This is a genomic window from Williamsia muralis NBRC 105860, from assembly GCF_001598915.1.
In the GTDB taxonomy this organism is placed as follows: domain Bacteria; phylum Actinomycetota; class Actinomycetes; order Mycobacteriales; family Mycobacteriaceae; genus Williamsia; species Williamsia muralis.
Genome location: NZ_BDAP01000002.1, coordinates 855,572 through 880,959, shown reverse-complemented (window position 1 = coordinate 880,959; position 25,388 = coordinate 855,572). Strand labels below are relative to the sequence as shown.

Sequence of the window (25,388 nt, the reverse complement as noted above, 5' to 3'; positions counted from 1 at the left end):
GGCCGGAGAACCGGGTCGTGCCCTCGCGGGCGCGGCCCGGTTTTTGCTGTCGGCGAAGCCGGCGCACCGTTCTGTGCGTCTCGCACCTGTTCGAACACGTGCGTGACGCACCGGAGCGTGCGCGAGCCGAACAAGCTGTTGTGCGACACCCTTGACCCTGACACCGTGTCAGCCTGCAACGTGGGGACCGCCATGAAAACCATCGGAGATTTCGCCAAACTCGGCCGGGTGTCGGTGCGGATGTTGCGGCACTACGACTCGATCGGTCTGCTCACACCGCAGGTCATCGACCCCCACAGCGGATACCGGTTCTATGAGGTGTCCCAGCTGGAACGGCTCAACCGCATCGTCGCGCTCAAGGATCTCGGTCTACGACTCGAGCAGGTCCGCCGCATTCTCGACGGCGAGCTGACCGGCGCGGATCTACGCGCGATGCTGCGGTTACGTCAGGTCGAACTCGAGTCGCAGATTCGTCAGGATCAGCACCGGCTCGCCCGGGTGGAGGCGAGGCTTCGACTCATCGAATCGGAGGACAACATGTCAGAACCCAACATCACCACCAAGACGGTTGAACCGGCCACCACCATCGGCCTTCGGGCCCTGGCCGACAGTGTCACCAGCGAAGACATCGGGCCGGTGATCCAGCCGCTGTACCCACGGATCATCGAAGCCCTGGGCGCCGTCGGGCAGACGCCCGTCGGACCGAGCATCGCGTACTACGCTCCGGCACCGGAACACTCACCCGACGCGGTGTGGGTGCACGCCACCTTCCCGGTCGCCGCCGACTCCGTTGCCGGGCTTGAGACGTTCGACATCCCCGGCGGCGAGGTGGCCTCGATGATCCACCTCGGGTCGATGGATCAGATCGACAGCACTTACCAGACACTCAACCGGTGGGTCGGCGAGCAGGGTTACAGACTGACCGGTCAGGGTCGAGAGATCTACCTCGAGATGTCAGATGACCAGAGCCAGTGGGTCACCGAGGTGCAGGTCGATTTCGTTCGCTGACTTTGGTCCCCGCGGCGTAGGCGTGCAGGTGTTTCATCCAGCTGCAGGCGTTGCAACACCTGCGGACAGCAAGAACCCCTGCACCTGTGTGGTGCAGGGGTTCTTGTGTCATCTCGGCGGACCAGTCAGCCCAGGACCAACGTCTCGCCGTCGGCGCTGGTGTTCACGGGCACCACGTCGCCGTCGGTGATGTCGCCGGAGAGCAGAGCCCTCGCGAGCTGGTCGCCGATGGCCTGCTGAACCAGCCGGCGCAGTGGCCGGGCACCGTACAGGGGATCGAAACCGCGTGTGCCGAGCCACTTCTTGGCGTCGTCCGAGACCTCCAGATGCAGTCGACGCTGCGCGAGTCGCTTCTGCAACTGGCCCAACTGGATGTCGACGATGGACACCAGCTGCTCCTCGGTGAGCGAGTCGAACACCACCACGTCATCGAGCCGGTTGATGAACTCGGGCTTGAACGCCGAGCGCACCGCTGCCATGACCTGGTCCTTGTTGCCGCCTGCACCGAGGTTCGACGTGAGGACCAAGATGGTGTTCCGGAAGTCGACCGTACGGCCTTGACCGTCCGTCAACCGTCCTTCGTCGAGCACCTGCAGCAACACGTCGAACACGTCGGGGTGGGCCTTCTCGACCTCGTCGAACAGCACCACCGTGTACGGGCGACGCCGAACCGCTTCGGTCAACTGGCCGCCGGACTCGTAGCCGACATATCCCGGAGGCGCACCCACGAGCCGTGCGACACTGTGCTTTTCGCCGTACTCACTCATGTCGATGCGGACCATTTCACGTTCGTCGTCGAACAAGAACTCTGCCAGCGCCTTGGCGAGCTCGGTCTTGCCGACACCCGTGGGGCCGAGGAACAGGAACGATCCGAGCGGACGGTTCGGGTCGGCCACACCGGCCCGAGCACGACGAACCGCGTCCGACACCGCTTCGATGGCCTGCTTCTGGCCGACGACCCGCGATCCGAGTTCGTCTTCCATCCGCAGCAACTTGGCGGTCTCGCCTTCGAGCATGCGGCCGGCCGGAATACCGGTCCACGCTGAGACGACCTGCGCCACATCGTCGGGGCCGACCTCTTCCTGCAGCATCACATCACCGTTGACCGCACCTGACTTGGCGGCAGCGGCGGCGAGTTCCTTTTCCAGCGAAGGGATCTGGCCGTATCGCAGCTCTGCTGCACGCCCCAGATCTCCGTCTCGCTCGGCGCGCTCGGATTCACCACGGAGGTGCTCCAAACGTTCCTTGAGATCTCGCACCGCGTCGATGGCCTGCTTCTCGCCCTGCCAACGCGCGGAGAGCTCATTCAGCTTTTCACGGTGATCGGCGAGTTCCTGACGCAGTTTGTCCAGGCGCACCTTGGAAGCCTCATCGGTTTCCTTGGCGAGCGCGACCTCCTCGACCTCTAGTCGACGGACAACCCGCTCGACTTCGTCGATCTCGACCGGACGGGAGTCGATCTCCATGCGCAGACGCGATGCCGCTTCGTCCACGAGGTCGATTGCCTTGTCGGGCAGGAACCGTGCCGTGATGTAGCGGTCACTCAGGGTGGCGGCGGCAACCAGTGCGGAGTCCGTGATCCGAACACCATGGTGCACCTCGTAGCGCTCTTTGAGCCCACGCAAGATGCCGATGGCGTCTTCGACCGAGGGTTCTCCCACGTACACCTGCTGGAACCGGCGTTCGAGAGCGGCGTCCTTCTCGATGTACTGGCGATATTCGCTCAGCGTGGTGGCACCCACGAGCCGCAGCTCACCGCGTGCCAGCATCGGTTTGATCATGTTGCCCGCGTCCATGGCGCCCTCGCCGGTTGCACCGGCGCCGACGATGGTGTGCAGCTCATCGATGAACGTGATGACCTGGCCCGCAGAACCTTTGATCTCCTCCAGAACGGCCTTCAGCCGCTCTTCGAACTCGCCGCGATACTTCGCACCGGCGACCATCGACCCCATGTCCAGGGACACAACAGTTTTGCCGCGCAGACTCTCGGGGACGTCGCCGGCGATGATGCGCTGGGCGAGCCCCTCGACGATGGCGGTCTTGCCCACGCCGGGCTCACCGATCAGAACAGGGTTGTTCTTGGTACGGCGGCTGAGGACCTGCACCACACGACGGATCTCGGTGTCGCGGCCGATGACCGGATCGAGCTTGCCTTCGCGTGCGGCAGCGGTCAGGTCGGTGGAGTACTTCTCCAGCGCCTGGTACGTGCCTTCTGGGTCGGCGGTGGTGACGCGGGCGTTGCCGCGCACGGCCACAAACGCATCGCGCAGCGATTGCGGAGTGGCGCCCAGGTTGGCGAGCAACTTCGCGACGTCGGAGTCACCGGTCGCCAGCCCGACGACCAGATGTTCGGTGGAGACGTACTCATCGCTCAATTCGCCGGCGAGCTGCTGGGCCGCCGAGACAGCCGCGATCGACTCGCGACTGAGTTGCGGGGTTGAGCTGGCGCCGGATGCCTTCGGCAGTCGGTCGACCAGCTGTTGGGCGGCAGTACGCGCCTGAGCGGGATCAACGCCGACCGCCTTGAGCAGCGGCGCAGCGATCCCGTCGGACTGATCGAGCAGCGCGACGAGCACGTGTGCCGGTCGGACATCGGGGTTGCCTGCGGCGGCTGCCGCCTGCACCGCGGCCGACAATGCGGCCTGCGTCTTGGTGGTGGGGTTGAAACTGTCCACTCGTGCACCTTCCTTCGGTAATAACAAGCAGGTACGGGCTCCTAGTGTGCCCGTTCAGAAGGTGTAACGCACCGAGAGTTGAGTCTGTTCCGCTCAACTAAAAGATTTTGTGGCGATCTTTGCCTGGGCCGACCTACCCGGCCGTCGCGAGCTTCCCCGCGCCCGGCCCCACCAACGCGCCGGGTGGAACCGGACGGCCCGACACCGCCAGGAGCAGATCGATCGCCCGCCCACGCACCTCATCGGCGTCAGCACCCCCGAACACCACGTCCGAGTCGGTGGCGGTCAGACGCAGCCCGACCACCCGTTCCCGTCCCCCACCGAAACCGACCGCGGTTTTCACCTGATATCTCAGCGCCTCGACCACCGGATCCACCGGATAGCTCACATCGATGCCCAACGGCCGCCGGATGTCCTCACCATGGACAAATATCTCGACGAGCCGCGTCTTCGAGTTGGCCGGCGGCGTCCTGGTCGACGTGATCACCTCACCCAACGCTTCTAGCGTCCGTCGGGGATCAGCGCGCTTTTGCTGGGCTATCCCCGCCGAGTTGTCGCGATCGAAGTCGAACCGATTGGTCATCATCCGACGCGCGAAGCCCAGACGGGTGGTCATCGCGCCGTCGATCAGGTGGGCCAGAACGTCGTGCACATCCCAGCCCGGACACAGTGATGGCTTCGCCCAAGCATCTGCAGGTATGTCGCTCAGATCTTTCACCAAACGCTCGCGCTCAGCGTGGACAACCGGCCAGACCGCAGAAAAATTGCTTCCCATGCTGAGACAGACCTGGCCGGGCGATGAAAGTCATCGTGCGAATGTTGTCCACTCCGCGATGAATTACTCAACCCCTTGTGATTGCCGACACACTCATGATATTCATGAAACAGAGATATTAATCTCGTTTCATTGCATCACAGGGCAACAAACAAATCAGGGTCGGGAAAGGACCGTAATGCTGTCTGCAATTTTTTACTTCATCGAATCCATCGACAACGCACTGTGGGATTTCGCGGAGGTCATCGTCACAGGTAGCGACGCTTAGTCCGATCTTCGGTTCCGGTCATCTCGCCGGTGACCAACTGATCCTGGCCGTGTGTAGCCAACGCTGCACACGGCCAGGATTGTCCGGAAGGAAGCACCACCTGCGACAATCTTCAAGTCGTTGCAACACAACGTTTCCGCTGATCGACTCACCCAGCGTGGCACCCCGATACCGTGGACAGGCCCTGACCACAAGAGCATGTGGCCGGCTGGCAGGATGAGGGCAGCGCGCGCCGCCCAACGCTGACGTGCGCCGCCGCAGTGGCGTCATCGGAAGCGAGATACGGGTGCATTGGTGATCGGCGTGCCGGCGGGCCTGACGCGAATTGCTGCTCTGCCGGCTCCCGTGCGTTTGATGTTGGCATCGATGACTTTGTTCAACATCGGCTTTTATCTCGTGGTGCCCTTTCTCGCCGTCCACCTTTCTGAGGGTCTCGGCTTTGCAGCATGGATCGTCGGGCTGATTCTCGGTCTGCGCATGGCTTCCCAGCAGGGGATGTTCTTCGTTGGTGGCAGCCTTGCCGACCGGTTCGGTGTCAGGCGGATCGTCCTCATCGGAATCGCCGTGCGAATCGTCGGGTTCATCGCCGTCGGTTTCGCCGAATCCCTTGTCGGAGTTGTTGTCGGCGTGTTGCTCATCGGGCTGGCGGCCGCGCTGTTCGCGCCTGCGGTCGAAGCGGCAAATGCCAGCTACGGTGCGCTGCTGGAGCGACAGAACATCATGCGCCGCACCGAGCTGTTCGGCCTCGAACAGATGTGCAGCCGCACCGGAACCGTTCTCGGCCCGCTCCTGGGCGCAGCCTTGCTCGGCGTGCCATTCGCGTGGACCACCTGCTCGGCCGCGGTGCTCTTCGCCGGGTTGTGGATTGCGTTCTTTCGGTGGTTCCCCGCGACTGTGACAACGTCGGCGATGCAGCCGGGATCGGTCACCCCAGCCGAGCGCCGGATCTGGGCGGTGTGGCGGTCAGTGTTGTCGCACAGAGCGTTTCTTGCCTACGCCGCACTGTGCGCGGCGCAGCTGTCGGCATACAGCTTGTTGTATCTGATGCTGCCCGCTGAACTCGAGAGCATCGCCGGCAACCAGAGCGCATTGGGATGGTTCTATGCCGGCGCTGCGTTGATGGTCATCCTGTGGCAACGACCGGTGGTTCGGCTTGTCCATCGCATCGGCCACCGCGAGGCGGTGATCGGTGGACTCTCGGTGATGGCCGTGTCGTTCCTCGTGCCTGCCGCCGCAGACGGGCTCACCCACAAGACCGCATGGCAATACGCCGCGGTCGCGGGATGGGTTGCACTGCTCCACATCGGCCAGATGCTGATGGTGCCCCCGATGCGCGACACCGTCGCAGCCCTTGCGGGCGAACACAATCTGGGCGCGCACTTCGGAATGCTCAACAGTATCGCCGGACTCGGGTGCCTGATCGCCTCCGTCGGAGTCGGAGGCCTGTACGACCTGACATCAGAGGCCGATCTCGCGACGGCGCTTGTGTGGTGCGCCGTGACGGCGGCGGTGGCCGGCGCTGTCGGCGGCCTCATGCTGTGGTACCGGCGTCACCCTGACGCCGGACCGGTAGCGATAGCCGTCTAGGTCCAGATCGGCGCCTCGTTGATCTGGTCGACGAAGGCGTCGAGAACAAACGGGATGGTCAGCGGGTTCGGCATCGACACCGCATCGGAGACAATCGGATCCAGCTTGACGAGCCCACCCGAGCGCACCACATCCAGTCCCATGAACAGCGGCGATGCCTCCATCTGAACCCTTGCCCGTTCCCAGTTGTCGAACAACAGCAGGTCGCACTCGAGCAACGAGACATTTTCCGCGGAGATGTCGACATAGAGATTGTCACCGAACTTGTCGGCGATCCCGACGGGTGGCACAAACCCCAATCCCGTCAACAATTGGGCACGCGCGGACGAAGGGCTGTACGCACGCAGGTTGCCATCGGCCCACCGAGCGACCACGGTGGCGGTGCGGCCCACGAACTGCGGATTCTGTTCGCGCCGTTCGACGATGAGGCTCTCGGTGTCCTCAACTGCTTGCGCGGCAGCCCCGGGCAGCCCGACCGCGGCGCCGATCCGGTTGGTGACGTCTTGCCACGGCAACACCCAGTCGGTCTGATCGGCCGCATGCAACACCGTCGGAGCTATACCGGACAACTGCCCGTAGGTCGATGCGTCGATCGCATTGTTCACTGCCACAATGAGATCGGGTTGCGCAGCTGCCACTGCGGAGATACTGAAGTCAGAGGTCGCGTTCTCCAGCGCTTCGGGATCTGCGCCGGCCACCCGCGGCTCGGCCCACCGCCCGATTCCGTCATCGGTGGATCCGGTCCACACCGGGACCAACACAGGAATGACACCCAGCGACAAGAGCACGTCCGCGTCGCCGATTCCGACCACCGCGATGCGTTTGGGTGCTTGTTCGATGGTCGTCGAGCCGTGGACGTGGTCGATGGTCACCGGGAATGCGCCGGGCTCGGCGGACACGGCGACGTCCGAATCGGTTGAGTCGCTGCTCGACGAACATCCGGCAACCACAACGCCGGCTGCCGCGGTCAAGGTCAACGTCAACATCTGCCGACGATTCATCACATACATCCCAGAGCCACCTTCTCGAGCGTCAGTTAAGTATGGTCACCCTAACTTATCAGCCGGCGGCCCGGGTCAACGTCTCTATGACCGCAGGTGAGCCAGCACCGCGAGTACTCGCCGGTGTCCGGTGTCGGAGGTGGTCAGTCCGAGCTTGGCGAAGATGTTGCCGATGTGTTTGCTCACGGCGGTGTCGCTGACCACCAGCTTGCGAGCGATGTCGGCGTTTCCGAGGCCTTCGGCCATCAACCGCAACACCTCCGATTCGCGAGGTGTGAGCGATCGGATCGGGTCGTCGGCTCGACGACGGCTCATCAACTGCGACACCACTTCCGGGTCCATCACCGTTCCGCCCGCGACCACGCGTTCGAGCGCGTCGACGAACTCTTCGACTTTGCCGACCCGCTCCTTGAGCAGATACCCCACCCCCGACGCACTGCCCGCCAGCAGTTCGCCGGCATATCTGTCCTCGACGTAGGCGGACAGGACAAGCACGGGGAAGTTGGGGACCCGGCGGCGTGCCTCGATGGCCGCCTTCAATCCCTCGTTGGTGAACGTCGGCGGCATGCGGACGTCGAGCACTGCTCCGTCGGGCGGGTCCGCGTCGAACGACTCGAGGAACTGCTCGGCATCTGCGACCGCGGCGGTCACCTCGATCCCGACGCTCCGCAGCAGCAGCGCGAGCCCCTCCCGCAGCAGGGAGTCGTCCTCGGCGATCAAAATCCGCATGGCAGCTCCACTTCGAGTTCCGTCGGCCCGCCTGCAGGGCTGTTCAACGTCATCGTTCCCTCGAATGCTGCCACCCGACGGCGGATTCCCGACAGCCCACTACCCGCGGTCTCCTCGGCCCCGCCGCGGCCGTCGTCGACAACAGTGATGACCATCGTGTTCCCGTTCTCGTCGCCGCGAGTGCTGATGGTCAGGTACACGGTCTCGGCGCCGCTGTGCTTGGCCACGTTGGTCAGCGCTTCGGCCACCACGAAGTAGGCGGCAGCTTCCACAGCGGCTGGTGCACGCATCAAATTCCGCACATCCAGGACGCAGGTGATCGAGGAGCGCCCGGCAAGAGCCGCGACTGCACCTTCGAGGCCGAGCTCATCGAGGATCGGCGGATAGATGTCGTGCACCAGGGTCCGCAGCTCCGACAAGGCATCGGATGCGGCGTCTTGCGCCCGAAGCAGTTGCGGCAGAGCCTGTTCGGGGTCGACACGCAGCGAACGTTCGGCCAGACCGAGCATCATCACCACCGCGACCAACCGATTCTGGGCACCGTCGTGCAGATCGCGTTCGATGCGCCGCAATTCGGCGGCGTGTGCATCGAGCGCCGCGGCCCGACTTTCGGTCAGCGCCGTAACCCGTTGCGTCAGTTCGGTTTCACGCCTGGGTGCAAGGCATTTGGTGGCCATGCCCGCGATTGCACGTGCCAGCGCGGGAATCAGCCACCACGCGATCACCGCGTAGGCGAGCGCGATGAACGGCATGGTGGCCGCCAAGGGCCACGACGTGACCAGATAGATGTTCCCCACCGGCTCGTCGGCGGGCATCGCCCACCAGTACGCCGGTATCAACATCGAGTTGATGGCCGCCAGCGGCAGCACCACGGCAACGAACCCCGCGACGAGCGCAGCAAATGCGTGGCCGGTGACCCACGCCAGGTCGCGGCGAAACGGCGATGACCACAACATGGTTCGCAGGTCGGTGAATCCCAGGCGATCCTCCATCGGAGGGTACCGCTCCGGAATCACGACGCCGGTGTAACGCCCGGTGCGACGACGCGCCTCACCGGCCCAGAAACGCAGCACCCTCACGTAAGCGGGCACCAGCAGCCATCCGACAAAGAGGATCAGCAACGGCGCGATGATCAGCGCGCCGATCACGAACACCAACGACACCACCGCCGCGGCGCCTTCGACCATCAAGAAACGACATGCCCGCCACCACTTCGCGGCCTGTTCGCTTCGACTCATCGCTCCAGGATGCCGTAACCACCGCGCGAAAACGGTATAGCGGGCTACACCATTGGTTGGGTGGCCAGCGGGATGGTCCGGTGGCTCGCCGATTCATAGCGTTGCTGACATGACTTCAACAGCACCCGTTCAAACCCTCAAATCGTTGTCGCCGACACCCGCGCTGCGCCTGGACAACGTCACCAAAAGCTATTCATCAGGCCGTGGCCAGATCACCGCACTGGACTCCGTCAGTCTCACGTTGCCGCCGCAGGGATTCACCGCGATCATGGGCCCGTCCGGCTCGGGCAAGAGCACGTTCCTGCACTGTGCTGCCGGACTCGACCAACCCACCAGTGGCTCGATCTGGCTGGGAGACACCGAGATCAGCGCCCTCAAGCAGAAGGCGCGCACCACATTCCGACGCGACCACATCGGCTTCGTGTTCCAGGCCTACAACCTGCTGTCGTCGCTGACCGTGGAGCAGAACGTCACATTGCCGCTCCTGCTGGCCGGCCGAACCGCCGATCGCGCTCGCGTGGAGCACGCGCTGGCGTCGGTGGGGCTCGCGAAGATGAGCCGACGTCGTCCCGCCGAACTCTCCGGCGGGCAGCAACAGCGGGTCGCCATCGCGCGGGCGCTCATCACCCGACCGCGCGTCATCTTCGCCGACGAACCCACCGGAGCGCTCGACAGCCGGACCGGTCATCAGATCCTCGGGCTCCTGCGCGGTGCGTCGACCGAACTGGGACAGACGGTGGTGATGGTCACCCATGATCCGGTCGCGGCCGCGCAAGCCGACCGCGTCCTGTTCCTCGCCGACGGCCGCCTGGCCGGCCACCTCGAAGGACCGACCGCCGAGGCCATCGCTCGGTCGCTCACCGACCTCGGGCAGTGGTGACGATGCAACGTTCACGCATGGGCAGCATCGCTGCCGCTAACCTGAGAGAACATCGCAACAGCTTCACGGCCGTATTCGTCACGGTCTTCTCCGCCGCCCTGTTGGTGTGCGCACTCGGAGTGCTTTTCGAGTCCGGGATCCGCGGAGGCGTCACACCGCACCGCCTTTCCGGCGCCGACGTAGTGGTCGGGGCTCCGCAATCACTCGACATCACCGAGGACGTCGACCAGCCCTACATCGAACGCGCGCGGCTTCCCGAATCGACGGTCGCCGAACTCTCGGCGCTACCCGGCGTCCGGTCGGCGGTCGGCGACATCAGCGCTCCCCTCACCGACGACAGCGGGCGCGCGTTCGATGCGCACGGATGGTCGTCGGCGGTTCTCGCGCCGTACAGCATCACAGCCGGCCACCCACCGGCCGGACCGGACGAGGTGGTGATGACGGGTGCAGCTGACCTGGGCCAGAAGGTGACGCTGCGACACGGCGGAGTCGCCCACGCGTACACCGTTGTGGGTGTGGCCGGCACATCCACATCCGAACCCGGTGGCCGCCCGGCGACGGTGTTCCTGAACGACGTTCGGATGCAGCAACTCTGGCCGCATACCGGCACGGTGGCGACGATCGGTCTGATCGCACAGGACGGGGTGGACGCCGAGACCCTCGCCTCCCGAGTTCGTGATCTCCTGCCCGGAGTGGAGGTGGACACCTACACCGGTCCGGCACGTGCGGACGCCGAGTACGTCGACATCGGCGCGGCGCGCGGCGAGCTGGTGGCGCTCAGCTCGGCACTTGCCGGGGTGGCCTTGATGATCGCTGTGTTCGTCGTGTCGAGCACGCTGTCGTTGTCGGTCCAGCAGCGCCGCCACGACTTCGCGCTGCTGCGCGCGACCGGCGCGACACCGCGTCAGATACACAAACTGATCGGCGCCGAGACGTGGGCCATCGCCTGCGTGGCGGCACTTCTGGGAGTGGCACCCGGCTACCTGCTGGCCGGTGTCCTGCGGGGCCGATTCGCCGACGCCGGCATTGTGCCGCCGGACTTCGCGCTGGCCTACGGACCGGTCCCGGCTCTTGTCGCAGTCGCCGCTGCGGTCGCGACCGCCCGGCTCGCTGCGGCTGTCTCCGCTCGCCGACCGGCTCGCCTCGACCCCATCGATGCGCTGCGCGAGTCAGCGGTCGAGCCGGAGAAGCTGAGCCGGACCCGCGTGATCCTCGGACTGGCGGTCGGGGTGAGCGGGCTGGTGACTGCAACCCTGCCTGCCTTCATCCCCGGACCTGCGGCGATGGCCGGCGCCGGGGGGTCTGCGGTTCTCCTCGTCATCGCTCTCGCCCTTCTGGGTCCGGCCCTCGTCTCGGGCGCCATGCGCGTGGTCTCCGGCCCGATGCTGCGCACCGGTTCGGCCGGGCCGGTATTGGCGGCCGCCAACCTCAACGCCCATGGACGCCGCCTTGCCGCGGCGATCACGCCGCTGGCGTTGGCGATCGCGATCGGGGCGGTGCAACTGTTCAGCCAGAGCACGGTGACCGCAGCAGCCGAACGCCAATCCGAGAGCGGCACCACGGCCGATCTGGTCGTGACCGGCCCCGGCGGCATCAGCCCCCAACTCGCCGCGACGATCGACTCGATGGACGTGGTGCGTGCGGTGAACCCGATCACCCGCACCAAGGCCCTGTTCACCACGGACAGTTCCGAGGCCCCGACCACCGAGGCGTATCCCGTGCAAGGCATCGACGCCGCGAGCGCCACTGCCACGATGCGTCTCGATGTCCGGGAGGGCGACCTTCAGCAGCTGGCCGACGGCGCGGTGGCGCTCAGCCGCGACGCATCGTCGGCGATGAGCGCGGATGTCGGAGACACCGTGACGCTGCGGATGGGTGATGGCGCTGTGATCACACCACGGGTTGTCGCCACCTACGACCGCGGTCTCGGCTTCGGCGACGTGACCCTCCCGGCAGCACAGGTACGAGAGCACACGACAACCGGGCTCGTCGACCAGATGTTGGTGTCGGCGGCACCGGGACGGGTCGACGAGGCGCAGCGGGCCATCGAAGCCGCTGGTGGCATGACCGTGATGAGGAGCGACGGATTCGCCGGGGCCGTTCGGCAGGACCAGCGGGCGCAGGACTCGGTGAACGTCGTGGCGCTCGCGGTGCTGCTGGGTTTCCTCGGCATCGCGGTGGTCAACACCCTGGTGCTGATGACCTCGGCGCGGCGTCGCGAGTTCGCATTGCTGCAACTGCTCGGTGCGGGTCCGCGGCAGGTACGCGGCATGATCCGTCTCGAGTCCCTGATCGCGGTGGCGGTCGCGGCAATCGCGGGCACGGTGATCGCCTACCCACCTCTGGCCGGGATCGCGATCGCGGTGTCGGGCGTGCCGTTCCCCGTCTTCTCGCCATCGGCCTTCGGGGTCATCGTCGGCGCCACGACCGTGCTGGGCTTCGCCGCCATCACTCTGACCGCCCGCCGGGCGATACGCCTCGAGCGCCTGGTCAGAGGCTTTTAGCACGGTTCACGATCAATAACAGTAGGTTAAAACAATATGCACAACAGGTGACCCGTGAGCCGCCGACAAGGGACAAAGAGGCGACTTCCGCATTACCACGGGCATTAGACGGCGCGACTTATGTTGCCGCAGAATGTTATTGAATCCTTACGGACACCAAAGCCCGCCGACGGCCCATGGCAGCCCTCGTCGTGCGGTGGCTCGCAGAAGCTGCCACAATGTCATCCGGGTTCACACTCTAGAACTGCAGCGGTGTAATCCGACCGTGGTCAACCCGTCCACGGTCCAACTGAACACGAAAGGAAAGTCATGACCTCGACTTTCGAACTTGCATTGCTTGACGTCTTCCAGTTCCTCATCGACAACGCTGAGTTCCTCGGCGGCCTCGCAGGCTGATTCGGTTCTCGAACCGACGCTTGCCCCGATTCGCGTCCGCGGGTTCAACCCGTTACGGCCGGATCGAACGGTTTTGCATCATGCCCCGCTCTGTACAGAGCGGGGCATGGTTGTCTTTTAGGGGTTGAAAACCTTGTCGATTCTGATAACTGACAGCCCTGCGGCGTCCGCTGTAGCCGAGCTCAGATGGTCGTGGGCACAGGAATCTGACGATGCCATCGGCCCATGGCGTGGTGAACCCAGTTTCACCGCGGCCGTCAGGTCATGGACCGACGACCCCCAACGCACGGGTCTGGGTTGCGCACACACCGGACCAGGCCGTCGGAATGGTGTGCCTGACCGAATACACGCGCATGCCGAGCCCCAGGACCAGCGCAGCCGGCAGCTGGGGTTATCTCGGCCACCTTTATGTACGGCCCGAGTACCGAGGCGTCGGAATCGGCGCGCGACTGGTCGACTGCCTTCTCCACAATGCAGAGGTTCGCGGATACCGCAAAGTGATTCTCTCCCCCAGCGAGCTGTCAATGCCGCTGTATTCACGGCATGGGTTCACCCGTGACAACGATGTGATGGTGCGGCGGCTTTGATCGACGCGGTCGTTTGCAGGGCTTTTCCATGCACACCCGGCGATACCTCAGCGAAGCCGCGAACCGGAAAGCCGCATCGGTCACCTAATCTGACCCGGTGACCCGTCCTCCATCCGGCCCCCGGCGTTGTCCGTGTACCAGTGGGCTGATCTGGGACGACTGCTGCGGACCTCTGGTGTCCCAGGTCCGTAAGGCGCCGACTGCCGAGGCGCTGATGCGTTCTCGGTTCAGTGCGTTCGCCGTGGGTGATGCGGACTACCTGTTGTACAGCTGGCATCCCCGGACCCGGCCCGACGTGCTGGACCTCGACGCCACGATGCGGTGGTACCGACTCGACATCGAGTCCACGTTGCACGGGTCGCTCTTCGATTCCGTCGGCGAGGTGGAGTTCACCGCGTTCTACCGGGTCAAAGGTTCAGGCGCGGGCACGTTGCATGAACGGAGCCGGTTCGAGAGGCACGAAGGTCGCTGGGTGTACGTCGACGGTGTGGTCGCGCCGGACTGACCACCTGGCCGCCTCAGTGGGTCTGTTCGGCGTCAGTGGGTCTGTTCGGCGTCAGTGGGTCTGTTCGGCGTCAGTGGGTCTGTTCGGCGTCAGTGGGTCTGTTCGGCGTCAGTGGGTCTGTTCGGCGTCGTGGTCGGGGGTGACGTGCCGTCCGGCCAGGTCGTGGAGTGCGATGAACACGCGTTTGGATGCCTCGGCCCACGGCATGAGGATCGGGAACACATGGAACATGCCGCGCTCTTCCATCGCGTGCACCTTGACCCCGGCTTTGTCCAAGCCTTCGGCGAACTTCCTGATCCCGTCGCGAAACATCTCGTCGCCGCCCCAGCACACAAAGGTCGGCGGAAACCACTCCGGATCTGCCATGGCGTACACCGCTGACACACGCTCGTCGTTCGGCGGGACGCCTTGCAGGTACGGGGTCACCGGAATGTTCCAAGGCAGGATGTCGTACTGGGCGTTGTCGGTGATCGACGGATGATCGAGCTCGAGATCGATCTCCGGGGAGAACAGGGCCAACGCGGCCGGAACGGGCAGTGATCGGGAATGTAGATACGAGATCAGGGATGTCGCGAGGCCGCCGCCACCGGAGTCACCGGCGACCACGAGGTGCTCCGGGTCGACCCCGCGGTCGAGGAGACCTTGGAAGACGTCTGCCGCGTCGTGCACACCGGCGGGGAACGGGAACTCTGGTGCCATCCGATAGTCGGCGATGAACACCTCATAACCAGTGTTCTTCACCAGCGATGCGGCGAATGCTGCGTACATGATTGGGGACGTGCCGATGTATCCACCGCCGTGCAGGTAGAGGATCGTGGCGCCGATCGTCTGCTTGTCGTCGCAATTGTCCACATAGGCATCCGAACTGGCCTTGGCACGACACCAGATGCCGTCGACCCCGCCAATCGTGTCATGTGTGATCTCGACGCTGTCGGTGAGTTCGATGAACGGAGGCATGACGACGCGGCAGATGTCGTCGAGGATCTTCTCCATCGACCTGAACTCCTCGATGGGCAGCCCCATCGAGTAACCCATGAAGGATCGGATGACCTGCCGGGTGACCGACTGCCCCAGGTTGTCCAGCAAGCCGCCGGGACCCTGCCATGGGCGTCGAAAGGGCACTCTGGCAAGGCCGTTCAGCAAGCTCTCCGCCAGCCCGACGACAGTCAGAGCAGTAACCGGCATGGACGCCGTCTGGACCTCGGGCCGGTCAGCCATCACCATGTCGCCCATCCTAAGGCCGGCCGGGGATCGGGGCCGAAGTCGATACGTCGGCACCTTCGTCGTCCGATCATGGTGTCGGCCGGGTCCTCAGCGCATCTAGCATGCGCACGAGCGTGTTGCATGCATCTGCCAGCGCAGCGTCCCGATCGGTCGTGGACGCAATCCACAGTGCCGCTTCATTCATGGCGCCGGTCAACAGTGCGTGGCACGCTCCTACCGACATCACGTCCAGCAGCTCGGCCGACTTGAGTTCGGCCAGCACGTCGAGCAACATACGGCCCGAGTTGTTCGCGTCTTCCGCACGCCAGGTGTCCCAGCCCAGGACGGCGGGGGCGTCGATCAGCATGATCTGTCTCGCGTCGTCGCGGACACTCGCTTCCAGGAATGCACGGCATCCGACTTCAAGCGCCCGCCACGAGTCATCGATTCCCGCGGTCGCGTGGTCGACGGCGATCCCGACACGTCGCTGTGTCTCGGTATGGACTGCCCGGAAGAGCCCCGTCTTGCTCTGGAAGTGGTGATAGACAGCCCCTCTGGTGACACCGGCCGTCGCGGCAATGTCCTCGAGCCCGACCGCGGCATACCCCTGAACGGCGAAAGCTGTTCGCGCCGTTGCCAAGATCCGTGCCGCGGTCTTCTCACTCTGCTCTTTGGTCGCGCGCGGCATCGTTGTCGCACCTTTCGTTCGGGATTTGTTGCCGACTATACATTCTCCGTGTATGTATAAAGGAGTCCGTTTACATACACAACGTATCTATAGGAGCGATCAGCATGGCGATCACCAGCTTGTATCCCGTACTCATGACCGATGACGTGGCCACCACCGCAGCCTTCTTCCGCACCCACCTCGGCTTCGAGACGACGTTCGAAGCCGACTGGTACGTAAGCCTCGTTCGCGACTCGTTCGAGTTGGCCGTTCTCGACGCCGGCCACGAGACCATCCCCACGGAACACCGCAACCGGTCTGCAGCCGGACTCCTGATCAACCTGGAGGTGGACGATGTGGACGCGGAGTACCGGCGCCTGGTCACCGAGGGCCCGCTGACCGCGTTGCTGCCCATCCGCTCAGAGGACTTCGGACAACGTCACTTCATTGTCGACGGGCCGGACGGCGTATTGATCGATGTCATCACCCCCATTCCGCCCGCTGACGATTTCGTGGACAAGTTCGCCTTGGCAGACGCGGACTGACCCATCACTCGTCCATCGCGATCAAGGCCGGCCGCAGTACCGAATATGCCCACGACTCCAGCGTGGTCGGGGTGGTGCTGATGACGTCGCGAGAGTTCTCGGGCGAGAAGTTGCCACGGAAGCCGCGCAACATGCCTACAACCCCGTCCACCTGGGCGGCCGTCATCCCGAAACCTGCGAGTTGCTGTGCCACAACATCATCCGATACCTGCTGGGCAACGATCTCGCGGCCCGACGCGGTGGAGAGAATGTCTGCAACCTCGCTGAACGACAAGTCGGCCGGACCCAGGACGCCTTGCGTGTGGCGTCCCGCCCAATCGTCCGACAAGAGTCGGGCGACAGCAACATCCCCGACGTCCCGGGGGTCGACAAACGAAACCCGTTGGTCGAGAGGCAGCGTGGTGGCGAGAACCCCATTCCGTAGGCTCTCCAAGTCCATCAACAAGTTCGTGAACAAATACCCACATCGCAAGTGAGTGACAGCAGCGCCGGTGCTGTCGAGGCGGTCCTCGGTCTTCCCCAACCCGTCGATCTCACCGAAACCATGCCTTGCCTCTGCGCCCACGCTGCTCTGGAACACCACGCGCTCGATGCCGCATTCCACGATGGCGCGGGCGGCGCTGGCACCCATGCGGTCATATCCCGCAACCGGGTCATCGTCGGGAGTCGGCGGATCGACCCAGTAGAGAGCCCGCGCCCCCGAGCAGGCCCGCGCGACCGCGGGGGCGTTGCCGAGATCCACCTCGGCGATGTCTGCCTTTGTACGCACTGCGGCTGAAACTTTCGCTGCATCTCGCACCAGCAATCTCGGACGTACCCCAGCCTGGATGAGCAGCTGCGTCACTCGCGACCCGACCCGACCGGTTGGGGTTGTCACCACAATCGTCATGACCTCACCTTCCTTCTGCACTCGCGTGTCGACATGATGCAACACAGCACCGACAAACCGGGTTCTTCAACAAACGGGCAGCAGGCCGAAGGTTGACTGCCTGGTTCGAATGTTTGCTTCTGCCAGCCTCTTCCGGCCGAGCGGTTGGCCAGCGCGGGGCGGCATGGGCACGACTCGGGAGGGTCACCGGGCAATCGATCCGCCCGACCGATGAGCGCAGGAGGTCGCTCGCGACGGCTATCCGACCACACGTGGCGGGGCCCCGTTGATGCCTTAGAGCCGCACCGTCACGCACCGCTTACACCGGCAACATGTCAGACCCGGTCGTTAGACTGAACGGTTCGGTGAAGTCCACCCCTTCAAAGACGTTCGGCTGCAACAGAATCAATTCCTTCGAACACTTGTGCGAACGCCACGTTTTGTTCTATCGTTGCGTCATGGATATCGGGGGAATCCGCACAGCGATGGCTGTGGTCGCGCAGGGGTCACCACCTGAGGCCGATGATGAATTGGCCGGACAGGTGGTGGCGTTGATCAAGATTCGCCATCTCGTCGATCACGTCTTGTCGGCGTGGGTGGGCGCACTGGACAGGCGGGGCGTGGCCAAGAGATCTGGTGAGTCGTCTACCGCGTCGTTGCTGATGGCCGGTGGGCTGGCGCCGGGGTGCGCGCACCGGATGGTGCGGGTCGGCCGGGCGTTGGTGTCGCTGCCCCGGGTGGCCGATCACGCTGCGGACGGTGATTTCTCAGGCGAGCAGGTCGATGCGATCGTGCGGGGTATCGCACATGTGGAACGTGCTGTCGCGCAGTTGCCCGGCCCGGCGCGTGAAGCATGCGTGAATCGTCTGCTGGGGCAGGCTTGGTCGGGTGCCACGCCTACCGAGATCGGGGAACGAGCCCGAGGAGACGCATTCGCCCTGGCTGTTGATTCCGGTGGCGTGCCGGTGGCTGAGAACACCGAGCTGAACACGCTGTCGCTAGGCCAGAGTCCCGACGGGCGCCTGCGCGGGAGGTTCGATGTCGATGCGATTCTCGGCGAGAAGCTGTTGACGGGCCTGGACCCCCTGACTCGGCCGATTCCCGGCGAGGATGGCACACCTGACCAGCGATCGACGGCGCAACGGATGGCCGAGGGGCTCGAGCGGTTGATCGATGCTTACCTGCAGGCCGAAGATCGGCCCACGGTCGGTGGTGTTGCGCCCGCATCTGACGATGACCGTCGATGCCCGCGAGTTGGCCGGGGAAGGCGTGGCGCCACCTGATCCGGCCGCGCCGACCGACGAGTACACCCGGTTCCTCGACGACAAGGGGTATCGGTCCGCGTTCCGGTTGCAGTGGATGGGCCCGGTCAGTGGCCGAGCGGCGCAGATGCTGGCCTGCGATGCAACGTTGACGTCGATGATCTTGAACGGTGAGCGGGTACCGCTTGATGTCGGCCGCGAGCATCGCACGGTCACCCCGGCAATCCGTAAAGCGTTGCTGGCACGCGACTGTGGGTGCGCGTTCCCCGGCTGCGGGCGGCCCGCCGGATGGACCGATGCCCACCACATCGAGCACTGGTCAGCCGGCGGGAGCACCAGCCTCAGCAATACCGTCCTATTGTGCCGGCACCATCACCGGATGATCCACCACCACGGATGGTCCGTCGCCATAGGCAACGATGGGCATCCGTGGTTCACGCCGCCCAAAAGCGTTGACCGCGAGCAAAAGCCGATACCTGCGCATCACCGGACCACCAACACACCGGCAGCAGCCTAGAACGCTCGCCTACACCGTCACCAAGTGACCTGGATCTGCTCTTTGACAACTCCATAGTGTGAAGGCGAGTTGGGTGCTCAGGTTTGCAAGGGCAACAGTTCGTCGGCCATCTGGTCGAGGAACTCGGCGATCGACTCGACGGGCACCACCGGGCGCACCACGAACTTGGTGATACCGGCGTCGACGAAACGGCCGAGTTCAGAACGGGCCTCGTCCCAGCCCCGGCACACCAGCCGCTGCGGATCGGCGAGATCCTTTCGCCGACGTGCAACAGCGGCGATCACGGTGTCGACGGCGGTGTCGTCGGAACCGTGCGGTGCGACAATGAGATTCGTGCCGTAGTGATCGGGCTCCACCTCCCGGCCGGCCTCTGAGGCAGCGGCTTCGATCTGCCGTCGACAGTCGGCGGCCTCACCGGGAGTGACGAAGCTGCCCAGCCACCCGTCGGCCAGTCGCCCGATCCGACTCATGCTGACCGGGAGGCGCCCGCCGAGCCACAAGTCGAGTGGTTTTGCTGGGCGCGGGCCCACAGTTGCCTCGTCGAGGTGAAAGAAGCTGCCCTCGAAGGTTACTGACGGTTCGGTGAGCAACGCCCTCACCACGGAGAGTGCCTCCTCGAAGACTGCGCCGCGCTGACCGGGAGGTACGGGGTACATCGTCCGGTCGGACACCGTCGCCGGTTGAACGCCGAACGCCGGGAGAATCCGGCCCGGAGCGGTCGCTGCGAGGCCGGCCAACTGCGCGGCGACCAGCGCAGGGTTACGGCCGGGCAGGACCAGCACCCCGGTGCCGAGTTTCAACTTCTCGGTTCGGCCCGCGGCGTAGGCCAGCCCGATCAGCGGATCGACGTGGTGTGCAGATGAAGCCTGATCCGACAGCCACAGCGAGTCGATGCCACGTCGTTCGGACTCGTCGACGAGCTCCGCCAGGGCGGGACCTGCCGCGAGCGACCGGTCCGTGGACGAGACAACTCCGACTCCGATGCGAACCTTCATCCGTCAACGGTCGCACATCGCTGCGTGGGCCAAAGCAACCGTCAGGGTGTGGTGGCGAGTGTTGCCCCGTCGGTCACCGGCCGGCTGCCGTTCGTGGCGGGACGGGTCCGGTCGATGATCGCGGCCGCGACATGCGCCGCATCTCGGTCGATCCCATGGAACCGACCCGACCCCCACGTGTACATCCAGGGCAACCCGATGAACAAGAGCCCCGGAACGGCAGTGATCCCTCGCGTCTGCATCGGGCGGCCGGCACCGTCGAACACGCTGGCCTCGATCCACCGGTAGTCGGGCCGGTAGCCGATCGCCCAGATGATGCTGGTGACACCCGCCTCGGTCAGGTCGAGCGAGGCGGGCTCGGAGTCCGGTTCCCAGACCGGCTCGTAGCGAGTCGCCGGCGGGGCGTCGATGCCCTCGCGTTCGATGTGCCGGTCGATGTCGTGGCAGATCGAGTTGTACACGGTGTCAGCCGAATCGAGCGATGCACGAAGGGTCGGCGCGAACTCGAGCCTTGTGTCTTTGCCGTTCTCCAGCAGCCCGTACAACTTCATCCCCTGCGACGCGAACTCGCGCAGGTCGATGTCGCGGCCACCATCGCGGCCGGTGACGTAGTGATTGGTCTTCTCGCGCGCGGCCTGGCCGCCGGGATACTCCTGCACTCCGATGTCGTAGACGCCCATGTCAGCGAGCCAAGTCATGCAGTCCCGGCCGCGGTAGAAGCGCGCAACGCGGGGCGCCTTGCCCATCGCCAGATGCACCTGACGCCCGGCCAGGTGCAGGTCTTCCGCAATCTGCGCACCGGACTGGCCCGTGCCGACAACCAGTACGGCGCCGTCGGGAAGCTGCTCCGGATTGCGGTATTGCTCCGAATGGAGTTGCACCACAGCGGGGTCCAGAGAGGGGGCGTACGGCGGCACGATCGGGACGGGGTATCCGCCGGTCGCGACCACTACTTCGTCACACGTCACCGTCTCCGACCCGGCCTCCGACAACAGGGTCAGCTCAAAACCGCCGCTGTGGGCCTGACGAAGCCGGGTCACCCGGGTGTTGGTGCGCAGCGGAGGGGTGAAGGTATCGAGCCAGCCGTTCAGCCACTCGACCACCTCGTCACGCTTCATGAAGCCGTCGGGATCCGAGCCCGCATATGGGTAACCCGGAAGTCGGCAGTGCCAGTTGGGTGTCACAAGCGTGAAGTTGTCCCAGCGGGTGTCGGACCACGCATGCACGGGGGTCTCGGCCTCGACGACGAGGTGCTCGATGTCTTGGCGCCCCAGATACCAGCTGACCGAGAGACCGGCCTGCCCACCGCCGACGATGACCACCGGAATGTGTTTTGCTGCCTCAGGCATGTGCCAACTCCCGCCAGGTCGCGGTGCGGGCTTCGTCGAGTTCGGTCACCCGGGAGTACACGTCCGGTCGGCGATCACGGAGATGGAACATGCCGCCCCGCATCTGCTCGAACGCGGCCTTGATGTCCACCTCGGCCACTGCCATACCGCTGCCGAGCAGAGTGGTGGCGAGGATGTTCCCGCCGGGGTCGACCACCTTGGCGTTACCCACGTAGTTCAGTGACCCGAACGTGCCCGACTGATTGGAGGCCACCCAGAACACCTGGTTGTCCAGGGCTCGGGCGATGTCGAACTGGTTGAACCGGTAGGTCCACCGGTCCTCCTGGAGATTGTCGGCGCGAGCGGTTCGGGCGGCCGGCCAGGCCGACAGACTTGCGATGATCTCGGCACCGTCGAGCGCCATCACGCGTGCGGCTTCGGGAAATGCCTTGTCGTAACAGATCTGCAGCCCGATGCGGCCTACCGGCGTCTCGAAAACGGGATACCTGTCTCCGGCGGAGTACGACATGTTCTCGCCGAGCGGCTGATGCACCTTGCGGTAGGTGCCGTAGATCTGACCACCGTCCAGCAGCGCCGCGGCGTTGTACCGCGTTTCCCCGTCGTCTGCCAGCTCGCAGAAACCGATCGCCACCACGAGGTCGCCGACGATGCTCTGCACCTTCTGCAGTTCGGGCCCGTTCACCGAGATGGCCGGCGGCAGTGACCGATTGGTGTTCTTGACGGTGTCGCCGTGATTGCCCAGCGACGACAGGTAGCCCCCGAGCGCCGCCTCGGGCAGGGCCAAGAAGTCGACGCCTTGCTGCCTGGCCTGGTCGGCAAGCGTGGCGATCAGGGCATAGTTCTGGTCGAGATCGCGGGTGAAGTTTGCGGAAACGCCTGCGAGGATGGTCATTTCGGCGTCCTCAGACCATGTATGTGGAGTTGATGATGGCACCCTTACGGGCGTAATGAATCAACGCATCCTGCACATCAAGCGGATGAGCCGGAATCACACCCTCGATCAAATCCTCCTCACGACCACCATGAAGTGCCAACCCGAACCGACAGCAATACACCGTCCCACCCTCACCGATGAACGTCCCCAACGAATCATTGATGTTCTGCTCCCCCGGAAAACCCGAATCACCAGTCGTCGGAAAACCACGCGTGGCCAGGCAATTGATCGCACCAGGACCATAAAAATACAACGCCGACTCAAACCCCTTACGCAACGCCCGCGTCGCCTGCAACACCGCCACAAAACTCACCGACGACTCATGCGCAATCCCATGAACCAACGTGAAATAGGACTCCCCACCCTCCGCCTGATAATCCGGGAACAACTTCGTCCCCCCATAAATGTTGCTGCCCTTCGGCAACGACGGATGCGGGATCTCAGCCAACGACTTCTTGATATTCTCGGCAATCAACTGATCGATATCGGACATGGTTGTCTCCTGACATGGCGTGATCAAAGGCAGTGCGGGACTTGGGTTTCACAAGGCGCGCGGCACGTCGATGTGCTGCGTTCGGCCTTGGACCAAGTACAGGCCCGATCCATTTCGGGATGGTCACGCCGGGACTAACAGGTTGTTTCGTGGTGCTCTCAGCCCGGCCGGGCATGAATCTGACCACAGGCGTTTCCGGTTCTGACGGATTCGCGGCACTCAGCTTGATTCATCAGTAAGGTGGCATAGGTCACAGCAAGTGCATGGTCAGGGACTGGGTCACAGTGCCAGGCCGCGAGCAGAGAGTCACCGCGATGAAAACCAAGGCCGCAATCCTGACCGAGTTGAACACCGACTGGAAGATCGATGAGATCGATCTCGGTGACCCGGTCGCCGGAGAGGTCCAGGTACGCCTGGCCGCATCCGGGCTCTGCCACTCCGACGCCCACGTCGTCGACGGGTCCAGTCCGATCCCGATCCTTCCGGTCCTCGGCGGCCACGAGGGCGCCGGCGTCATCACCAAGGTCGGGCCAGGGGTGTCCGGCCTCGAAGAGGGTGACCACGTGGTGCTCGCGTTCATCCCCGCCTGTGGCACGTGTCCGTCGTGCGCCAAGGGTCTGCAGAACATCTGCGACCTCGGTGCCGGACTGCTCACCGGCCAGGCGATCTCCGACGGCACCTTCCGCGTCACCAAAGACGGCGCTCCCGTGGTCCAGATGTGCCTGCTCGGCACCTTTGCCCCCTACGTCACGGTTCACCAGGCGTCGGTCGTGAAGATCGAGAAGGACATCCCCCTCGACAAGGCAGCATTGCTCGGTTGTGGTGTCTCCACGGGCTGGGGATCAGCAGTCGACATCGGCAACACCCGGCCCGGTGACACCGTGGTGGTCGCCGGTATCGGTGGTGTGGGTATCAACTCGGTCCAAGGTGCCGCCCACGCAGGCGCGCGGTTCGTCGTGGCGATCGACCCGGTGGAGGACAAACGGAAGACCGCGCTGGACTTCGGCGCCACCCACACCTACGCGTCGATGGAAGAAGCCGCCGCCGACATCGCCGACCTCACCTGGGGCGCCATGGCCAACACGGTCATCCTCACCATGGGTGTGGTCAAGGGCGAGTACGTCCAGCAGGGCCTGTCCCTCACCGGCAAGGGCGGCCAGGTCATCGTCACCGCGATGGGACCGTACGACCAGGTGGCCACCGACCTCAACCTGTTCGAACTCACCCTGTTGCAGAAGCGCGTCCAGGGCGCGATCTTCGGTGGTGTCGGTCCCCGCACGCAGATCCCGAAGCTGCTCAACCTCTACCGCAGCGGTGCACTCAAGCTCGACGAGCTGGTGACCAGAACCTACAAGCTCGAGGACATCAACCAGGGCTACCGCGACATGGCCGACGGCAAGAACCTCCGCGGCGTCATCATCTACGGCGACGACGACTACTGATCGGCAGGAACCTTCGCCGACACATCGTCGAGTCGGGCCAGTTCGTCGACGGTCAGCGTCAGGTCGACCGACCCGAGCAGAGCTTTGAGCTGCTCGGGTGACCTGGCGCTGACGATCGGGGCGACCACTGTCGGCTGCTGACGGGTCCATGCCAGGGCGACGGTCGCGATCTGCACGCCGCGAGATTGGGCGACGCGATCGAGCTCATCCACCACAGCCAACCCCTCGGGGCTGAAATACCGCTCCACGATCCTGCTTCGCGCGACACCCGCGACGTCCCCGGCGGTGCGGTACTTGCCGGTGAGAAATCCGCTCGCCAAGGCCCAGTACGGGAAGACGCCAAGCCCGAACTTCTCGGCGAGCGGACGCAGTTCGTCCTCGAATGGCTGGCGCGCCAACAGGCTGTAATGCGGCTGCAGGGCAATCGGTTTGGCGATCCGGTTGGCCTCGGCGACGTCGAGCCACTCCTTGATCCGCTCGGCTGAGTAATTCGAGATACCGATGTGGCGCACCTTCCCCGCCTTCACCAAGGCGTCGAAAGCACCCAGGGTGTCGGCCAGCGGCACCTCCGGGTCGTCGTAGTGCGCGTAGTACAGATCGATGTGGTCGGTCTTCAGGCGTCGCAGTGATGCCTCGGCCGCACGCGCGATGTTGTCGGGTGCCAGGCCCAGGAACTCGGGGTGACGGCTCACCTTGGTGGCCAGGACGATGTCGTCGCGCCGGCCACGTCTGGTGAACCATTCGCCGAGAATCGTCTCCGACTCTCCGCCGACGTTCCCGGGCGCCGACGCCATGTAGCTGTCGGAGGTGTCGATGAAGTTGCCGCCGGCGGACACGAACGCATCGAGCACCGCGAACGACTCGGCCGCGTCACTGGTCCAGCCGAAGGTGTTGCCACCGAGGTTGAGCGGGTAGACATCCAGGTCAGAACTTCCGATACGTGCCATGCGATGTTCAACC

General features: G+C 64.6%; 23 protein-coding genes. 10 read left to right on the top strand and 13 right to left on the bottom strand.

The features are described 5' to 3' along the window. Positions 1–192 precede the first annotated feature (192 nt). Entirely contained in the window at positions 193–1,008 is an 816-nt protein-coding gene (locus WIMU1_RS10820) for a MerR family transcriptional regulator (protein WP_062797602.1), read from the top strand. Positions 1,009–1,133: 125 nt separating this feature from the next. Here WIMU1_RS10820 and clpB read toward each other — a convergent pair whose 3' ends face one another. Then, the gene (gene clpB / locus WIMU1_RS10815; protein WP_062797055.1) at positions 1,134–3,683 is read right to left on the bottom strand and encodes an ATP-dependent chaperone ClpB; all 2,550 of its coding nucleotides are present in this window, start codon (positions 3,681–3,683) and stop codon (positions 1,134–1,136) included. A 133-nt stretch (positions 3,684–3,816) separates the two neighbouring features. Then, the gene (locus tag WIMU1_RS10810) at positions 3,817–4,458 is read right to left on the bottom strand and encodes a maleylpyruvate isomerase family mycothiol-dependent enzyme (protein ID WP_062797053.1); all 642 of its coding nucleotides are present in this window, start codon (positions 4,456–4,458) and stop codon (positions 3,817–3,819) included. Positions 4,459–5,080: 622 nt separating this feature from the next. Between WIMU1_RS10810 and WIMU1_RS10805 the strand changes: the two genes are divergently transcribed. Next, on the top strand, positions 5,081–6,313 hold the full coding sequence (locus WIMU1_RS10805) for an MFS transporter (protein ID WP_084248206.1): 1,233 nt from the start codon (positions 5,081–5,083) through the stop codon (positions 6,311–6,313). Here the strand turns inward: WIMU1_RS10805 and WIMU1_RS10800 are convergent. The 3 genes from WIMU1_RS10800 to WIMU1_RS10790 form a co-directional block, all read right to left on the bottom strand. Then, positions 6,310–7,323, bottom strand: a complete 1,014-nt coding sequence (locus WIMU1_RS10800) for an ABC transporter substrate-binding protein (RefSeq protein WP_062797049.1) — start codon at positions 7,321–7,323, stop codon at positions 6,310–6,312. The two genes, WIMU1_RS10805 and WIMU1_RS10800, sit on opposite strands and share 4 nt — an antisense overlap. 75 nt (positions 7,324–7,398) lie before the next feature. After that, a complete protein-coding gene (locus tag WIMU1_RS10795) occupies positions 7,399–8,043 on the bottom strand; it encodes a response regulator transcription factor (protein WP_062797047.1) in 645 nt (214 codons plus the stop codon). Then, positions 8,031–9,281, bottom strand: a complete 1,251-nt coding sequence (locus tag WIMU1_RS10790) for a sensor histidine kinase (protein WP_062797045.1) — start codon at positions 9,279–9,281, stop codon at positions 8,031–8,033. Before WIMU1_RS10790 ends, WIMU1_RS10795 begins: the two co-directional genes overlap by 13 nt. Positions 9,282–9,390: 109 nt before the next feature. Between WIMU1_RS10790 and WIMU1_RS10785 the strand changes: the two genes are divergently transcribed. The 4 genes from WIMU1_RS10785 to WIMU1_RS10770 all read left to right on the top strand — a co-directional run bounded on the left by WIMU1_RS10785 (position 9,391) and on the right by WIMU1_RS10770 (position 14,153). Further along, positions 9,391–10,161 (top strand): ABC transporter ATP-binding protein, encoded by a 771-nt coding sequence (locus WIMU1_RS10785; RefSeq protein ID WP_062797043.1) that lies wholly within the window; start codon positions 9,391–9,393, stop codon positions 10,159–10,161. Positions 10,162–10,178: 17 nt separating this feature from the next. Continuing rightward, on the top strand, positions 10,179–12,665 hold the full coding sequence (locus WIMU1_RS10780; protein ID WP_245968910.1) for an ABC transporter permease: 2,487 nt from the start codon (positions 10,179–10,181) through the stop codon (positions 12,663–12,665). A 608-nt stretch (positions 12,666–13,273) separates the two neighbouring features. Then, positions 13,274–13,648: a GNAT family N-acetyltransferase gene (locus tag WIMU1_RS26675; RefSeq protein ID WP_307714648.1), complete on the top strand. Its 375-nt coding sequence runs from the start codon at positions 13,274–13,276 to the stop codon at positions 13,646–13,648. A 97-nt stretch (positions 13,649–13,745) separates the two neighbouring features. After that, a complete protein-coding gene (locus tag WIMU1_RS10770) occupies positions 13,746–14,153 on the top strand; it encodes a YchJ family protein (protein WP_062797039.1) in 408 nt (135 codons plus the stop codon). 108 nt (positions 14,154–14,261) lie between these two features. Here the strand turns inward: WIMU1_RS10770 and WIMU1_RS10765 are convergent, their stop codons facing one another. Together WIMU1_RS10765 and WIMU1_RS10760 are read right to left on the bottom strand one after the other, a co-directional pair. Then, positions 14,262–15,377 (bottom strand): alpha/beta hydrolase, encoded by a 1,116-nt coding sequence (locus tag WIMU1_RS10765; protein WP_062797600.1) that lies wholly within the window; start codon positions 15,375–15,377, stop codon positions 14,262–14,264. A gap of 67 nt (positions 15,378–15,444) precedes the next feature. After that, positions 15,445–16,044, bottom strand: coding sequence for a TetR/AcrR family transcriptional regulator (locus tag WIMU1_RS10760; RefSeq protein ID WP_062797037.1), 600 nt, complete (start codon positions 16,042–16,044; stop codon positions 15,445–15,447). Between the two features lie 104 nt (positions 16,045–16,148). Here WIMU1_RS10760 and WIMU1_RS10755 point away from each other — a divergent pair, with 104 nt between their 5' ends. Beyond that, positions 16,149–16,568, top strand: a complete 420-nt coding sequence (locus WIMU1_RS10755; protein ID WP_062797035.1) for a VOC family protein — start codon at positions 16,149–16,151, stop codon at positions 16,566–16,568. A gap of 4 nt (positions 16,569–16,572) precedes the next feature. On the opposite strand, the gene WIMU1_RS10750 is transcribed toward WIMU1_RS10755, so the two are convergent. Beyond that, entirely contained in the window at positions 16,573–17,457 is an 885-nt protein-coding gene (locus WIMU1_RS10750) for an NmrA family NAD(P)-binding protein (protein WP_062797598.1), read from the bottom strand. Between the two features lie 437 nt (positions 17,458–17,894). Here WIMU1_RS10750 and WIMU1_RS10745 point away from each other — a divergent pair, with 437 nt between their 5' ends. Next, the gene (locus WIMU1_RS10745) at positions 17,895–18,719 is read left to right on the top strand and encodes a DUF222 domain-containing protein (RefSeq protein ID WP_062797033.1); all 825 of its coding nucleotides are present in this window, start codon (positions 17,895–17,897) and stop codon (positions 18,717–18,719) included. Continuing rightward, positions 18,670–19,215, top strand: a complete 546-nt coding sequence (locus tag WIMU1_RS10740) for an HNH endonuclease signature motif containing protein (protein ID WP_062797031.1) — start codon at positions 18,670–18,672, stop codon at positions 19,213–19,215. The genes WIMU1_RS10745 and WIMU1_RS10740 overlap by 50 nt, the downstream gene beginning before the upstream one ends. A 77-nt stretch (positions 19,216–19,292) precedes the next feature. Here the strand turns inward: WIMU1_RS10740 and WIMU1_RS10735 are convergent, their stop codons facing one another. Genes WIMU1_RS10735 through WIMU1_RS10720 form a run of 4 tightly spaced genes read right to left on the bottom strand, consistent with a single transcriptional unit; the run spans position 19,293 to position 22,986 of the window. Further along, a complete protein-coding gene (locus WIMU1_RS10735; RefSeq protein WP_062797030.1) occupies positions 19,293–20,210 on the bottom strand; it encodes a TIGR03854 family LLM class F420-dependent oxidoreductase in 918 nt (305 codons plus the stop codon). A 41-nt stretch (positions 20,211–20,251) separates the two neighbouring features. After that, the gene (locus tag WIMU1_RS10730) at positions 20,252–21,559 is read right to left on the bottom strand and encodes an MSMEG_0569 family flavin-dependent oxidoreductase (RefSeq protein WP_062797029.1); all 1,308 of its coding nucleotides are present in this window, start codon (positions 21,557–21,559) and stop codon (positions 20,252–20,254) included. Beyond that, positions 21,552–22,451, bottom strand: a complete 900-nt coding sequence (locus tag WIMU1_RS10725; protein ID WP_062797027.1) for a carbon-nitrogen hydrolase family protein — start codon at positions 22,449–22,451, stop codon at positions 21,552–21,554. The genes WIMU1_RS10730 and WIMU1_RS10725 overlap by 8 nt, the downstream gene beginning before the upstream one ends. 10 nt (positions 22,452–22,461) lie before the next feature. Beyond that, complete coding sequence (locus WIMU1_RS10720) at positions 22,462–22,986, bottom strand: MSMEG_0572/Sll0783 family nitrogen starvation response protein (protein ID WP_062795209.1); 525 nt, start codon at positions 22,984–22,986, stop codon at positions 22,462–22,464. Positions 22,987–23,300: 314 nt separating this feature from the next. On the opposite strand from WIMU1_RS10720, the gene WIMU1_RS10715 reads away from it, so the two are divergent. Then, the gene (locus WIMU1_RS10715) at positions 23,301–24,428 is read left to right on the top strand and encodes an NDMA-dependent alcohol dehydrogenase (protein WP_062797597.1); all 1,128 of its coding nucleotides are present in this window, start codon (positions 23,301–23,303) and stop codon (positions 24,426–24,428) included. On the opposite strand, the gene WIMU1_RS10710 is transcribed toward WIMU1_RS10715, so the two are convergent. Then, a complete protein-coding gene (locus WIMU1_RS10710) occupies positions 24,422–25,375 on the bottom strand; it encodes an aldo/keto reductase (protein WP_062797025.1) in 954 nt (317 codons plus the stop codon). The two genes, WIMU1_RS10715 and WIMU1_RS10710, sit on opposite strands and share 7 nt — an antisense overlap. Between the last annotated feature and the right edge of the window lie 13 nt (positions 25,376–25,388).

Excerpts from the sequence above, each read along its gene's own strand:
- WIMU1_RS10795 (WP_062797047.1), bottom strand. The coding sequence starts at position 8,043 with ATGCGGATTTTGATCGCCGAGGACGACTCCCTGCTGCGGGAGGGGCTC.
- WIMU1_RS10720 (WP_062795209.1), bottom strand. The coding sequence starts at position 22,986 with ATGTCCGATATCGATCAGTTGATTGCCGAGAATATCAAGAAGTCGTTG.
- WIMU1_RS10740 (WP_062797031.1), top strand. The coding sequence starts at position 18,670 with ATGACCGTCGATGCCCGCGAGTTGGCCGGGGAAGGCGTGGCGCCACCT.
- WIMU1_RS10805 (WP_084248206.1), top strand. The coding sequence starts at position 5,081 with ATGTTGGCATCGATGACTTTGTTCAACATCGGCTTTTATCTCGTGGTG.
- WIMU1_RS26675 (WP_307714648.1), top strand. The coding sequence starts at position 13,274 with ATGCCATCGGCCCATGGCGTGGTGAACCCAGTTTCACCGCGGCCGTCA.
- WIMU1_RS10800 (WP_062797049.1), bottom strand. The coding sequence starts at position 7,323 with ATGTATGTGATGAATCGTCGGCAGATGTTGACGTTGACCTTGACCGCG.
- WIMU1_RS10820 (WP_062797602.1), top strand. The coding sequence starts at position 193 with ATGAAAACCATCGGAGATTTCGCCAAACTCGGCCGGGTGTCGGTGCGG.
- WIMU1_RS10755 (WP_062797035.1), top strand. The coding sequence starts at position 16,149 with ATGGCGATCACCAGCTTGTATCCCGTACTCATGACCGATGACGTGGCC.
- WIMU1_RS10745 (WP_062797033.1), top strand. The coding sequence starts at position 17,895 with ATGGATATCGGGGGAATCCGCACAGCGATGGCTGTGGTCGCGCAGGGG.
- WIMU1_RS10790 (WP_062797045.1), bottom strand. The coding sequence starts at position 9,281 with ATGAGTCGAAGCGAACAGGCCGCGAAGTGGTGGCGGGCATGTCGTTTC.
- WIMU1_RS10725 (WP_062797027.1), bottom strand. The coding sequence starts at position 22,451 with ATGACCATCCTCGCAGGCGTTTCCGCAAACTTCACCCGCGATCTCGAC.
- WIMU1_RS10750 (WP_062797598.1), bottom strand. The coding sequence starts at position 17,457 with ATGACGATTGTGGTGACAACCCCAACCGGTCGGGTCGGGTCGCGAGTG.
- WIMU1_RS10810 (WP_062797053.1), bottom strand. The coding sequence starts at position 4,458 with ATGGGAAGCAATTTTTCTGCGGTCTGGCCGGTTGTCCACGCTGAGCGC.
- WIMU1_RS10710 (WP_062797025.1), bottom strand. The coding sequence starts at position 25,375 with ATGGCACGTATCGGAAGTTCTGACCTGGATGTCTACCCGCTCAACCTC.
- WIMU1_RS10730 (WP_062797029.1), bottom strand. The coding sequence starts at position 21,559 with ATGCCTGAGGCAGCAAAACACATTCCGGTGGTCATCGTCGGCGGTGGG.
- WIMU1_RS10735 (WP_062797030.1), bottom strand. The coding sequence starts at position 20,210 with ATGAAGGTTCGCATCGGAGTCGGAGTTGTCTCGTCCACGGACCGGTCG.
- WIMU1_RS10765 (WP_062797600.1), bottom strand. The coding sequence starts at position 15,377 with ATGGTGATGGCTGACCGGCCCGAGGTCCAGACGGCGTCCATGCCGGTT.
- WIMU1_RS10760 (WP_062797037.1), bottom strand. The coding sequence starts at position 16,044 with ATGCCGCGCGCGACCAAAGAGCAGAGTGAGAAGACCGCGGCACGGATC.
- WIMU1_RS10715 (WP_062797597.1), top strand. The coding sequence starts at position 23,301 with ATGAAAACCAAGGCCGCAATCCTGACCGAGTTGAACACCGACTGGAAG.
- WIMU1_RS10780 (WP_245968910.1), top strand. The coding sequence starts at position 10,179 with ATGGGCAGCATCGCTGCCGCTAACCTGAGAGAACATCGCAACAGCTTC.
- WIMU1_RS10785 (WP_062797043.1), top strand. The coding sequence starts at position 9,391 with ATGACTTCAACAGCACCCGTTCAAACCCTCAAATCGTTGTCGCCGACA.